Source organism: Parabacteroides sp. An277, from assembly GCF_002159645.1.
Lineage (GTDB): Bacteria > Bacteroidota > Bacteroidia > Bacteroidales > Tannerellaceae > Parabacteroides.
The window spans coordinates 1-12,889 of record NZ_NFJB01000012.1 but is presented as its reverse complement, the minus strand read 5'-3'; the positions used below and the strand labels follow the sequence as shown (position 1 = coordinate 12,889).

At 52.8% G+C, this 12,889-nt stretch carries 12 protein-coding genes; 6 read left to right on the top strand and 6 right to left on the bottom strand.

Going from position 1 to position 12,889, the window contains the following annotated elements; translation table 11 throughout:
* Window positions 1–170: 170 nt before the first annotated feature.
* Window positions 171–1,019 carry an AraC family transcriptional regulator gene (locus tag B5F77_RS06335; RefSeq protein ID WP_087329099.1) on the bottom strand — a complete coding sequence of 283 codons (849 nt, stop codon included), beginning with the start codon at window positions 1,017–1,019 and terminating at the stop codon, window positions 171–173.
* A gap of 311 nt (window positions 1,020–1,330) precedes the next feature.
* Window positions 1,331–1,756, bottom strand: coding sequence for a T9SS type A sorting domain-containing protein (locus B5F77_RS06330; RefSeq protein WP_140392823.1), 426 nt, complete (start codon window positions 1,754–1,756; stop codon window positions 1,331–1,333).
* 93 nt (window positions 1,757–1,849) lie between these two features.
* On the opposite strand from B5F77_RS06330, the gene B5F77_RS06325 reads away from it, so the two are divergent.
* Both B5F77_RS06325 and B5F77_RS06320 read left to right on the top strand, forming a co-directional pair.
* On the top strand, window positions 1,850–3,160 hold the full coding sequence (locus B5F77_RS06325; RefSeq protein WP_087329095.1) for a phenylacetate--CoA ligase: 1,311 nt from the start codon (window positions 1,850–1,852) through the stop codon (window positions 3,158–3,160).
* 27 nt (window positions 3,161–3,187) lie between these two features.
* A complete protein-coding gene (locus tag B5F77_RS06320) occupies window positions 3,188–3,616 on the top strand; it encodes an ACT domain-containing protein (protein WP_087329093.1) in 429 nt (142 codons plus the stop codon).
* A 58-nt stretch (window positions 3,617–3,674) separates the two neighbouring features.
* Here the strand turns inward: B5F77_RS06320 and B5F77_RS06315 are convergent, their stop codons facing one another.
* The 4 genes from B5F77_RS06315 to B5F77_RS06300 form a co-directional block, all read right to left on the bottom strand.
* Entirely contained in the window at window positions 3,675–4,181 is a 507-nt protein-coding gene (locus B5F77_RS06315) for an outer membrane beta-barrel protein (protein ID WP_087329091.1), read from the bottom strand.
* Window positions 4,182–4,219: 38 nt separating this feature from the next.
* Window positions 4,220–5,860, bottom strand: a complete 1,641-nt coding sequence (locus B5F77_RS06310; RefSeq protein WP_087329089.1) for a C69 family dipeptidase — start codon at window positions 5,858–5,860, stop codon at window positions 4,220–4,222.
* A 19-nt stretch (window positions 5,861–5,879) separates the two neighbouring features.
* Complete coding sequence (nfo, locus tag B5F77_RS06305) at window positions 5,880–6,737, bottom strand: deoxyribonuclease IV (RefSeq protein WP_087329087.1); 858 nt, start codon at window positions 6,735–6,737, stop codon at window positions 5,880–5,882.
* Between the two features lie 170 nt (window positions 6,738–6,907).
* Window positions 6,908–7,669 (bottom strand): DNA-binding domain-containing protein, encoded by a 762-nt coding sequence (locus B5F77_RS06300; RefSeq protein ID WP_087329085.1) that lies wholly within the window; start codon window positions 7,667–7,669, stop codon window positions 6,908–6,910.
* A gap of 277 nt (window positions 7,670–7,946) precedes the next feature.
* Here B5F77_RS06300 and B5F77_RS06295 point away from each other — a divergent pair, with 277 nt between their 5' ends.
* From B5F77_RS06295 to B5F77_RS06280, 4 genes are read left to right on the top strand one after another with little or no spacing between them, the layout of a single operon-like run.
* The gene (locus B5F77_RS06295; protein WP_087329083.1) at window positions 7,947–8,879 is read left to right on the top strand and encodes a DUF362 domain-containing protein; all 933 of its coding nucleotides are present in this window, start codon (window positions 7,947–7,949) and stop codon (window positions 8,877–8,879) included.
* An 8-nt stretch (window positions 8,880–8,887) separates the two neighbouring features.
* Window positions 8,888–10,447, top strand: coding sequence for a 4Fe-4S binding protein (locus B5F77_RS06290; RefSeq protein ID WP_087329081.1), 1,560 nt, complete (start codon window positions 8,888–8,890; stop codon window positions 10,445–10,447).
* A 40-nt stretch (window positions 10,448–10,487) separates the two neighbouring features.
* Window positions 10,488–11,618 (top strand): tRNA guanosine(34) transglycosylase Tgt, encoded by a 1,131-nt coding sequence (tgt, locus tag B5F77_RS06285; RefSeq protein ID WP_087329079.1) that lies wholly within the window; start codon window positions 10,488–10,490, stop codon window positions 11,616–11,618.
* Between the two features lie 2 nt (window positions 11,619–11,620).
* Window positions 11,621–12,709, top strand: a complete 1,089-nt coding sequence (locus B5F77_RS06280; protein WP_087329077.1) for an LptF/LptG family permease — start codon at window positions 11,621–11,623, stop codon at window positions 12,707–12,709.
* Window positions 12,710–12,889: the final 180 nt, after the last annotated feature.

Sequence of the window (12,889 nt, the reverse complement as noted above, 5' to 3'; positions counted from 1 at the left end):
GCAAAGGTATAGGGGATTCATCGTTCAGGGCTTGCAATAATTAGTCAAAAAATTTCACTTTTAAGTCAATCTGCCCCAAGGAAGAAATAGAAGGAGGTTTCTCTTACTATATATAAACATTCGCAATCCGCCCGCCATCGGCCAACGGATTACGAATGCTTTCTATCATCCTACTTCCCGCCTTCCCGTAACTCTTTCGGTGTCTTCCCGAAATGACGTTTGCAGAAGGTAGTGAAATAAGAAGCGGACGAGAAATTGTACTCGTCGGCTATCTCGGAAAAGGGACGGTCTGTTATGCAGATTTCACGATACAAGTCTTTCGCCTTTTCCTTTTCAATCCATTCGGCCGCCGGTATTCCAAACGCTTTCTTGAAATGCCGGTTGAACGTCGAAAGCGATTGATGCGCCAAAGCGGAAAGCTCCTTCACGTCTTTCGCCTTCTTATAATTCTCGACCACAAAATCACGGAAATCCAAGTCCGTATTCAATAACGGATAGAAAAGCTTTGCCAAATCCTCCTTCGAATAATAGCCACGCAAAAGCCAAAACAATTCATTGCGTTTCCCTTGGTGGAAATGCATACAACTTAGGCCATCATCTAAATAGCGAACCGTCAGGCGAAGAAACTCGTCGAGCCGTTCACATATCGGAAGCGTGGCAAACGAACACGTCGCCTTATCAGCCACAAAAGCGCCCAATTGCTCCAACGAGAAGCGATTGCAAAGCTGCATTTCTTTGCTAAAAAAGCAACGAATGACAAGCGAACCTTGCGCCGCACGCCCTTTTACGTACGTTCCTTTCGTCAACAAGAAAAACTCGCCCGCCGGCACGGCTTGCTCCGAAAAAACATCGTCGACCAAATGGACCGAACCTTCCAATACAAAAAAGAGGGAAGAATGCAAAACGCTCCCACTTGGAAGCCTCTCCTCTTTGGGATAACGGAATACTTTGAACACAGCATTCGCCCCGCTTGGCACGTACCTGCTACACGCCAAGTGCTCTTTTAAAGAACCTGCCATTGTTCAAGAATTAACGTTCACCCCACCTGTTTCGAATATTATATTCTTTATCTTATTGAATAAAAGGTGTTTACCCGCCACCCCGCGGGGGTTCGCATTCATTTTCATGTTTTCCATAATTTATTCCATTTTGTTTTATTAGTTACTAGTGATGGCGCAAATATAGCAACTCTTTGCGAAACAAACAATATATAACGACCGCTTAATGCAGCAAGGCAAAGCACTTTGGCACCCGACACGGAGGCAATTAAAAGTTAATAATAAACAATTAAAAGCTCCGTGTCTCGGTGCTGTGCCCACTTATTTCACTTCTATCGTACCGCTACCTTTGCCGTCTCGACTTCGCCATTCGCGTTCTCTGCCTTCACGATATAGATACCATCCGGCAGGTAAAGCTCGAAGCTGCAAACACCGGCCTGCACGTGCTTCATCAGCGCGCCGCTCAGGTTGTAGACACGGATGTCCTTCAACGGCGTTGCAGAAGCTACCATCACGCGGTTGCCCGAAAGTGTATAGATTTGGATATCGCTTGCGTTGAGGACTTCATTTCCTGTCGGCGTACCGGCACGGAGGAAATAACGGCCGCTGGTATTGGCAGGAACACTTAGCGTCATACCTTCCCGGAGCGGCGTCTCCGTCCGCTCTTCCGCATCGTAGAGCGTAGCGCTGGTAAAGTGCTGCAATCCCTCGAACGAGAGCGTGACCTCTATGGGTAAAAAGTGAAATTGAGGGGGCAAAAGGGAACATCGTATCGTTTTTTTCCGTAATATTGCAAACGAAATAAAAACACTACACTTATTTTTTACATTAAATCGATAAGAACAAGAGCCATGAATCAAGAATATTGGCAAGAAGAACTCGAGACAATGAAGCGCCCCGACTTGGAACGACTCCAGACGGAACGGCTGAAGGAAACCGTGCAACAGGCGCTGAAATCCCCCTTTTATCAAGAAGTGTTTAAGCAGCAGGGGCTGACGGCCGACTCCATCCAAACGCTGGACGACCTGCGGAAGATTCCGTTCACGACGAAGGACGACCTCCGCGCCCATTATCCCTTCGGGCTGGTGGCGATTCCACTCCGCGAGTGCGTCCGCATCCATTCCTCGAGCGGCACGACCGGCAACCCGACGGTTGTCCTCCATTCGGCGAAGGATTTGGACCAATGGGCTAACCAGGTAGCGCGCTGTATGTATATGGTAGGACTGCGCGATACGGATGTTTTCCAAAATACCTCGGGCTACGGCATGTTTACAGGCGGATTAGGGTTCCAATACGGCGCCGAGCGGCTGGGCGCGCTGACCGTCCCCGCAGCAGCCGGCAATACGAAGCGGCAAATCAAGTTCATTACGGATTTTGGCACGACCTGCTTGCATATCATCCCCAGCTACGCCACGCGCCTGGCCGAAGTAATGTATGAAGAGGGCATCGACCCGCATCGCGACACGAAGCTACACACGGTGTGCATCGGGGCCGAGCCGCATTCGGAAGAGCAACGCAAACGCATCGAGAAACTGCTGGGCGTAAAGGCATACAACTGCTTCGGCATGTCGGAAATGAACGGACCGGGCGTCGCCTTCGAATGCAAGGAGCAAAACGGGCTGCATATCTGGGAAGATTACGTGATTCCGGAGATTATCGACCCGGTAACGCTCGAACCGGTGCCCGACGGTGAGGTGGGCGAGCTGGTACTCACGACCATCAACCGTGAAGCGATGCCGCTCCTCCGCTACCGGACGCGAGACCTGACGTGCTTCCTCCCCGGCGATTGCCCGTGCGGACGGACACACCGCCGCTTGGCACGCTTCAAAGGACGGAGCGACGACATGATTATCCTGAAGGGCGTGAACCTATTCCCGACCCAAATCGAAAAGATACTGATGAAGTTCAAAGAGCTGGGCAGCAACTACCTGATTACCATCGAAACCGTAGGCTATAACGACGAGATGATGATAGAAGTGGAACTGAGCGACCTCTTTACCGACGATTTCAGCACGTTGCAACGGCTGGAGAAGGAAGTCACCCGACAACTGAAAGACGAACTCCTGCTCACGCCGCGTGTCAAACTGGTAGCGAAAGGCTCGCTCCCGGCGCCCGAAGGCGGAAAAGCCGTCCGCGTAAAGGATTTGCGAAAGTTAAGCTAACAAAACAACCCATTAAAACGAAATACTATGACCGTCAATCAAATTTCAATCTTTTTGGAAAACAAATACGGGACTTTGACCGAGATATTGATGCTCTTGGCCGAAGCCAACATCCGTATCATTGCCGCGACCGTCGCCGACACGTCGGAATACGGTATCTTGCGCATTATCGTGAACGACCCGCAACGTGCGTATGCCCTTTTGAAGGAACACAACGTGAGCGCGAACCTGAGCGACGTGCTGGCCATCGTGACGCACTCTGAAGCCGCCGGTTTCGCCCGTACGCTCCAGGCTTTCACGAAGGCAGGCCTCACGATTGAATATATGTATTGCTTCTCGGCAGGCGAGAAATCCATTCTGATACTCCGGACCAACAACCGGGAGGCAGCGCGCGAGGTAATCCGCCGCCAGAACCTGGATTATTTGTGCGAGAATGATTTGCTGAAGTTCAATTAAAGGAAAAAAGAAAAGGGCCACCGGGAAGGATGCGCATGTTCCCCCGGTGGCCCTTGGATTAGAAGCTATAACCCACGCGCAGCGCTAACAACGCCTGGTCGATATCCTTCACGATATTATATTTGACCTCCAAGCCCAACGAGAGCTGCTCGGTCGCGTAGATTTCTCCACCGATACCCACATTCACCCCCAAGCGGGTCTCCGTACTCGAATCTTTTACCTTCCCGAAATCGTTGACATGCGCCACGTGATGCAATTTCCAAAACGCCAAATCCACGCCAGCCAACGGATAGAACCCGAATACGTCGCTCAACTTAATGACATAATGCGCATTCAAGTCGATAGCCACCGCACTCAAATCGTCGGCCTTCACAAAATAGGTCAACGAAGGAGCAATGCGTACTTCATCGGTGATACAATAGCGGTAATCGACACCTAACGTAGCATTCTCCGATTCAAAACCGTACCCGACGTTGAAACCAACCGACGAATGGCCGCGTTGCGTCTGGGCAACCGCGCCCAGACATATACACAACAAACTTAATAATATAGTTATCCTTTTCATACCTTATAATTATAAATACATGAAGTTATCGTTATAGATTATTTTACCTTCAACCGGTCTCCCGCCTCTTTCACGATAGCACGGTAGAACTCCTCGCTATAACCCGGCGAATCGGGCGAGGCACCCAGTCCGTAACCATTGTCGAGGAACTTGCCATCCTTCTCTTTGCGAATGACACCGTCGGAATACTTCACAATCAGGAACTCGCCCAATTTACGCCAACGGGCCACGGATTCGTCGGCCGTCGTCGTGCTGTACCACGTGAGGAACTTCACGGCTTCTTGCGGGTCTTGGGCATAGAGTTCGGAGGCTGCCTTATCGATAGCGGGCTGTCTGTCCATGTAGCCATCCTCCAATTCGGATTGTACCTTGCGCACGTCGCCAATCATTTGGTTGTAGCGCGGATAAACCATGTTTGCCACCCAATTACGTACCCAAAAGGCAGATGTCCACGAGAACTCCATCATGCTTCCGTTTCCTTGACGATAACATTCCGGCACGGCGGTCGACGAGCAATATATCGGTGTGAAGACCGTCGTGTTCGCATCATCTACGGCAAACCAAAGCACGCCGCCAATGGCATCCGGAAGCCAACTACGCATTTGCGGGACAATCACAAACCCACTCTGTTGCGTAGAGATAGGACGTTCGTTGGTGTACTCCTCTCCATCTACCTTGTAGCTCAACGGGCGGAAGCGGTACGGCGCTTTGTATGGACCGGCACCGGGATCGTTCGTCATGTCGAGTTCCGTACCTTCATAATGGTCACGCATCATCTGGCGTACATCCTCGACCGAGAGCTTGCGGTCCGGCTTGATGTAGAGCGGCATCGGTTCGGCATTCACATCTCCCTTCACCAATTCGAGGTATTTGCCCATATCCTTGTTATACTTATTAAAGAAAGCCCAAACGCGCGCCTCGCAAGCCCGGAGTCCTCCGAACGTGTAAGGGTTGTAGGCTTTCGCGAAGCTGAAGTCCTTATCTTCTCCTTTGAAATAGCCTTTCTCGCGGGCAAAGGATACGACATCCGGCGAGTAGAGGCAGTTCTCCTTGTCGTCGAAGGGTATCTGTTGGATGCGGGCTTGGTTGGCATGGGCAGAGATGCAATCGTCGGGGATGCGGATAGCTACCCACACGGCGCCTTTCTGTCCCAGTCCTTTGCCTATCATCTCCATAATCCACGCTTCGTTCTTATCGGCTATCGAGAAGGACTCTCCGCTGCTATAATAACCATACTCTTTCACCAATGAGGTCATCACCTGAATGGCTTCACGGGCGGTCTTCGAGCGTTGCAGGGCGACGTATATCAGGCTTCCGTAGTCCATGATGCCGGTCGTATCGACCAGCTCCGGACGCCCGCCCCAGGTGCTTTCCGTAATCGCCACCTGATGCTCGTTCATATTACCCACCACGGAGTAGGTCTGGCGTACTTGCGGAATCTCGCCCAAGGGCTTGCCCGTATCCCACTCTTTAATCTGTAACATCGCCCCTTCCGGCCAGGTAGCAGCAGGCCAATGATATAACTCTCCATACAGGGTATAGGAATCGGCGGCATAGCTAATCATCACCGAGCCGTCCGTCGAGGCCTTCTTCCCTACTAACAAGCCTGTGCAGGCTTCTGCTTCCTGTATCGAAGCCAAGCCCAAACACAGCGCTACACTTATCCAAAACTTCTTCATGCGTATAACTGTTTACTTTTTACTTTTCCAATGAATACAATAGTTTGATTTCCTCTGCCCACAGGGTCTCGTCGGGCGTTTCGAGGATGAGAGGGATGCCGTCGAAGCGGGCATCGTTCATCAGGAGCTCGAACATCGTCAAGCCCATCACGCCTTTGCCTACGCTGTCATGTCTATCGACCCGCGTGCCTAGCTCTTTCTTCGAGTCATTGAGGTGCATTCCTCTCAGGTACTTGAAGCCTACCACTTCGTCGAACTTGGCAAAGGTCTCGCGGAATCCCTCTTCCGTCCGTATCTCATAACCGGCTGCCAACGTATGCGCCGTATCGAGACAGACCCCCACGCGGCTCTTGTCTTCTACCTTATCGATGATGGCGGCTATCTGCTCGAAGGTATAGCCGAGGTTCGTCCCCTGCCCTGCGGTGTTCTCGATGACCGCCGTCACGCCCTTTGTTTGGTCTAATGTCCAGTTGATAGACTCTGCGATACGCGCCAGGCAATCCGCTTCGCTCATCGCCTTCAGGTGGCTCCCGGGGTGGAAGTTCAGGCGGTCGAGACCCAACTGCTCACACCGGCGCATTTCGTCGAGGAAGGCTGTGCGCGACTTCTCCAGTCCCTCCGCTTCCGGATTGCCGAGGTTAATCAGGTAGCTGTCGTGCGGAAGGATGTCCGACGCGGCATAGCCATACTCCGCGCACCGTTCCTTAAAGAGCGCGATGCTCTTCTCCGTGAGCGGCGCCGACTTCCATTGCCGCTGGTTGCGCGTGAAGAGCGCGAATGCCGTCGCTCCTATCGCCTGTGCGTTCAAGGGAGCGTTCTCCACGCCGCCTGTAGCCGAGACATGCGCCCCTATCTTTTTCTTGCTTTTCTTTTCCATTAATATAATGTTTAATGTATTTACCGGACGCAGATTACGCAGACGAAGCGCAGAAGCACGCAGATATCATGTTCAAAACAAATAAAAGTCTGCGTACCTCTGCGAGTTCTGCGTCATCTGCGTCCAGTAATACGTTGTTATTATCTGTTTTCGCCCACAAAAATAAGCCTTTATTCCGTTCCTTCCAAATCCCGCACCTCAAATACCACGGGATAGGTATAGGAGGCGGCCCGCTTCAGAGGCGTGGGGTTGGTGGTACATTGGCTCACGATGCGGAGGAGGTAACGGCCCGGCGGGAGGTCTCGCGGGATGTGGGCCCAGCATTGCTTGCGCGTCCCGTAGAGCTCCTCGCCCGGAATGTGTCGCACGGTTTGCTCCGTCTCCGCGTCGAGGAAATAGAGTCCCCGCTCCGGGAGGTCTCCGTTCATCAGCAGCAGTTCGCCTTTGATTATCAATACATAGCCGGGCGTGAGGTAGGTATTCTTCGTCCCGCTTCCCTTATCTTCCACCACCGAGATGGCGAGGCGCGACTGGAGCTGCCCTATCTCCTCGAAGAGCGGGTCGGCCAGGCGTTTCTTCAGTTGCGGACTCAGGGCATAGTTGACCGTCGCCTCGTTCTGCGCCCGCGCGTCGGGCAAGAGGCGGTCGAAGTTCCACGTACCCGTGACGCCCGGCGTAAAATTCCCGATGGGCGTCCGTACGGCATATCCGGCGACAATCAGCTCCTCGACCTCGCGGAAGAAGGCCGACACGGCGTGCACCATCGTCTCGCGCGCCAAGGTGTTCGCCCCGTCCCGCACGATGCGGTCAATCACCTGGTCCATAGACAAGGAACCATACAAATGGACGCGGGGAACCATCTTCCCCTCAATCGCTTTCAGATTCGAACGCTCTAAGTGCACTTTCCATTTCACTCTATTCGGTTTCATCATACAGCTCTATCCTTAGTTATTATGCCTACAAAGATATAAAAAAATGCCTATAGAGATAATATTTTATGCCTATAATCATAAGAAATTATGCCTATAGGCATATTAATTACCATCAGCACGAGCGGAAAGGTGGGGATAGGGCGCAAGGAATCCTTCGAAAGCATCTTATGTTTATGATTTTATAACGTTCTATCCAGGTAGGGCTTTTTCGTATAATCCGTATCTTTGCAGGCAAAGAAAATACCGATAATTTGATAACCCATAAACAAACAAAAAGATGAAACGTCGTGACTTTTTACGGACAAGCGCACTGGCTGGTGCGGCTTTGACCCTCGACTTTAAAGGGCTGAGCGCGGCCCTGATGAACAACACTATGGCCGTGGAGGCGGTACCGGATATGGTGGCCGTCATGGGTGGCGAACCCGCGGCAATGCTCGACAAGGCATTGGAAGCCCTCGGAAGCATCGGGCAGTATGTGAAAAAAGGACAGAAGGTAGTGATTAAACCGAATATCGGATGGGACCGCACGCCGGAATTGGCCGGCAACACCAACCCGGAACTGGTGGCCGCCCTGGTCCGGAAATGCCTCGAAGCAGGCGCCGAGAAGGTGACGGTATTCGACCATACCTGCGATAATTGGCAAAAGTGCTACGAGACGAGCGGCATCGAAAAGGCGGCCAAGGCAGCGGGGGCTATCGTGATGCCCGCCAACGACGAGAAGTATTACCAGAGCGTATCCATCCCGAACGGTAAGAACCTGAAAAGCGCAAAGATACACGAAGCGCTGGTCGAGGCCGACGTATGGATTAATGTCCCCATCCTGAAGAACCATGGCGGAGCGAAACTCACCTGCGCGATGAAGAACTACATGGGCATCGTATGGGACCGCCGCTTCTTCCACCAGCACGACCTGCAACAATGCATCGCCGACATCTGCACGTGGGAAAAGAAACCGGTGCTGAACGTCGTGGACGCCTACCGTATCCTCTTCCAGAACGGACCGCAAGGACGGAATGCTTCCGACGTGGCCACGCTCAAGAGCCTGATTGTATCGCCGAACATTGTCGCCATCGACACCGCCGCCCTCGCGCTCTTCAACCAAGTAAAGAAGCTCGACCTGGCCGCGGCCTCCCATATCGGTAAAGGCGAAGCGTTGCACCTGGGTACGACCGACCTGAAAACGTTGAACATTAAACGCATCAAACTCTGAGCCGAAGGATGAAACGAATGAATATATGGAAAGGAGTGCGGGTATGCCTCGCTCTCCTTTTCTTTATACCGATTGCGCTCTTCTTTGTAGACTTCACGGGGACTTTGCCCGACCAGCTCCACGTCCTGCTCCATGCGCAGGTGATGCCGGCATTGCTGGGTGGGTTTTGGGCGATTATCTTGCTCCATCTCGCGTTGACGCTCCTCGTGGGACGATTGTATTGTTCGACCGTATGCCCGGCAGGCGTCTTGCAAGATATAATCAATCGAATCTATTGTATCGGCAAAACGAAGAAGAAGGGGGCGAGACGGTTCGCCTACCATAAGCCGATGAATGCCTTGCGGTACGTGCTATTGGCCTTGACCGCCCTGAGCGCACTGGCCGGAGTGATGAACCTTTACCTCCTGCTCGACCCGTATAGTCATTTCGGACGGATAGCCACGAACCTATTGCGTCCCTTGGTGATGCTCACGAACAACGGGGCGGCACATCTCCTCATGGAAATGGACAATTACACGCTCTACCAGGTGACGGTAAGCACCGTGACGCGTGCCGGGTTCGTGAGTGGCTTGATAGCCCTGCTCCTCTTTGTGGGCCTGAGCGTATGGCGCGGACGTTTGTTTTGCAATACCCTTTGCCCGGTAGGTTCCCTCTTGAGCCTCTTCTCCCGCTATGCCCTTTTCCGCCCAGCGATCGACGCGGAGAGCTGCGTGCATTGCGGTTTGTGCGAACAGGCTTGCAAGGCAGAAGCCATTGATAGCAAAGGAATTAAAATCGATACCTCCCGGTGCGTGGATTGCTTCAACTGCATCTTGGCATGCCATACGGGAAGTATCCAGTTCCGTTTCGCCCCGCTGAAGAAAAAGGCAGAGCAGGTGAATGAAGAGGCCAAACCGGATGCAAGCCGGCGCACTTTCCTCGCCACAAGCGGTATCTTGGCCGGTACGCTTCCCGCCATCGCCCAAGGACGCCGGACGAGGAAACGCCTGCGCCAAGGTCAAGACCCGACCCATTGGCCACCCGTGACGCCTCCCGGCTCACTCAGCCTCGAACGATTCAAGGACCTTTGCACCGGATGCCACGTATGTGTGACGCAATGCCCCAGCCAAGTGCTTCGCCCCGCCGGGTTGCAATATGGGTTCGATTACCTCCTGAAGCCCTACATGTCGTACGAGAATAGTTATTGCAATTACGAGTGTACGGTATGCGCCGATGTATGTCCGGCACATGCCCTCAAACCCCTCACGAAGGAAGAGAAGACCACGACCCAAATCGGCGTGGCGCATTTCTTCATCGAGCGTTGCATCGTCTATACCGAAGGAAACGATTGCGGGGCCTGCTCGGAACATTGCCCCACGCAAGCCGTACGGATGGTACCCTACCAAGGGACGTTGACCATCCCGGAGGTGAATCCCGACCTGTGCGTAGGGTGCGGAGGATGTGAATCTATCTGTCCGGTACGTCCTGTACGGGCCATCCTTATCAAGCCGAACGAAGTGCATAAACGGGTAGAAAAACCGAAAGAGGAAGAGGTAAAAGATATCGAAGTAACGGATTTCGGCTTCTAAGGCGTAGTTGTATTCCGCAAAATAACTATCTTTGCACCCTATGAAATTCGAATTACAACATACCGATACGCAAACAAAGGCAAGGGCGGGCTTGATTACCACCGACCATGGGACTATTGAGACGCCCATCTTTATGCCTGTAGGGACGCAAGGGAGCGTCAAGGCCGTACATATCCCGGAATTGAGAGACGATATCCGGGCGCAAATCATCTTAGGGAACACGTACCACCTCTACCTCCGTCCCGGATTGGAGATATTGGAACAGGTGGGCGGATTGCATAAGTTCAATGGGTGGGAACGCCCTATCCTCACCGATAGCGGAGGGTTCCAAGTCTTTTCCCTCTCCGATAACCGCAAATTGCATGAAGAGGGCGCTGAGTTCCGTTCGCATATCGATGGTTCGAAGCACCTCTTCACGCCGGAAAAGGTGATGGACATCGAGCGCATCATCGGGGCAGACATCATCATGGCGTTCGACGAGTGTTGCCCGGGCGATGCCGATTATGAATATGCCAAGAAATCCCTTGGCTTGACCGAACGCTGGCTCGACCGGTGCGTGAAGCGGTTCCACGAAACCGAACCCAAATATGGTTACGCACAGAGCCTCTTCCCCATCGTGCAAGGATGCGTTTACCCCGACCTCCGGATACGGGCGGCCGAGTATGTGGCATCGAAAGGGGCCGATGGGAATGCCATCGGAGGGTTGGCCGTAGGAGAACCGACCGAGAAGATGTACGAAATGATAGAGCTGGTGAACGGCATCCTCCCGGAAGACAAGCCGCGCTACCTCATGGGGGTCGGTACGCCTATCAACCTCCTCGAAGCCATCGAGCGAGGCGTAGACATGTTCGATTGCATCATGCCGACCCGCAATGGGCGGAATGGCCAGCTCTTCACGCCTTATGGTACGATGAACATGCGCAACAAGAAATGGGAATCGGACTTCTCGCCCATCGACGAGCAAGGCCCTTCGTTCGTCGACCGTATCTATTCGAAAGCCTACCTGCATCATCTCATCAAAGCAAACGAGATATTGGGGTTGCAAATCGCTTCCATCCATAACCTTGCCTTCTACCTTTGGCTCGTAGGGGAGGCACGCCGGCATATCCTTGCGGGGGATTTCGCTACGTGGAAAAGCAGGATGGTACGTCAATTGGATAATCGTTTATAAGCATGAAAGGGTTCAAGCTCAAAAAGATAGATTGGTATATCATCAAGCAGTTCTTGGGGACGTATATCTTTGCGATTGCGTTGATTATCTCCATCTCGGTGGTGTTCGACATCAACGAGAAGATTGATAAATTCCTTCGCCCCGAGGTGCCGCTCCAGGCCATCATATTCGATTATTACCTGAACTTCATCCCCTATTTCGCAAACCTCTTCAGCCCGCTTTTCACCTTCATCGCGGTCATCTTCTTTACCTCCAAATTGGCGGACCATTCGGAGATTATCGCCATGCTCGCGAGCGGGATGAGTTTCCGGAGGTTGATGCTCCCTTACGCTATCTCGGCGGGTATCATTGCGATTGCCTCTTTCATCTTGAGCGCCTTCATCATCCCTCCAGCCAACGAGACGCGTATCAATTTCCAGAACAAATACATTAAGAACAAGGCCGTGGAATATGCGCGGAACGTGCAATTGGAGGTCGAGCCAGGCGTCATTGCCTATTTCGACCGGTTCGATGCGCGCTCGAACATGGGATACCGTTTCTCGCTCGAGCATTTCGATGGGAAGCGGCTCATCTCCCGCCTCACGGCCAACTCCATCAAGTACGATACGCTCTACCATTGGCAAGTCATCAACTATACCATCCGGGATTTCGACGGGATGCGCGAATACATCTCGGAAGGCTCGCGCAAGGACACCACGCTCACCATCATCCCCTCCGATTTCCTTATCTCGGAGAATGATTGCGAGAAGATGACCACGCCCGAACTCCACGAGTATATCTCCCGCCAGCAAAAACGGGGCATCGGCAATATCCAGACGTTCGAAATCGAATACCACAAGCGGTACGCCAGCATCATGGCGGCCTTCATCCTTACGGCCATCGGCGCCTCGCTCGCCTCGCGGAAGGTGAAGGGCGGCATGGGGTTGAACATCGGTATCGGTTTGGCGTTGAGCTTCTCGTACATCCTCTTCACCACCATCACCTCGACCTTTGCGGTAAGCGGGGCGGTAAGCCCGCTGGTGGCGGCCTGGATACCGAACGTCCTCTATACCTTCATCGCCATCTATTTATACCGGAAAGCGCCGAGGTAAAGACACAAGTCCGCGCGAAAAGCCCCCAGGTTTATAACCCTAAATTCCCCCAAATATAACGATAAACCAAAAGAAGGAGCTGTGTCAAAATGCTATCTGAAAAGCTCCCCTGCCCTTAGGGGAGCTGGCTCGCGTAGCGAGACTGAGGGGTTAAATCTCTCATAATAAGAAACAACCCCT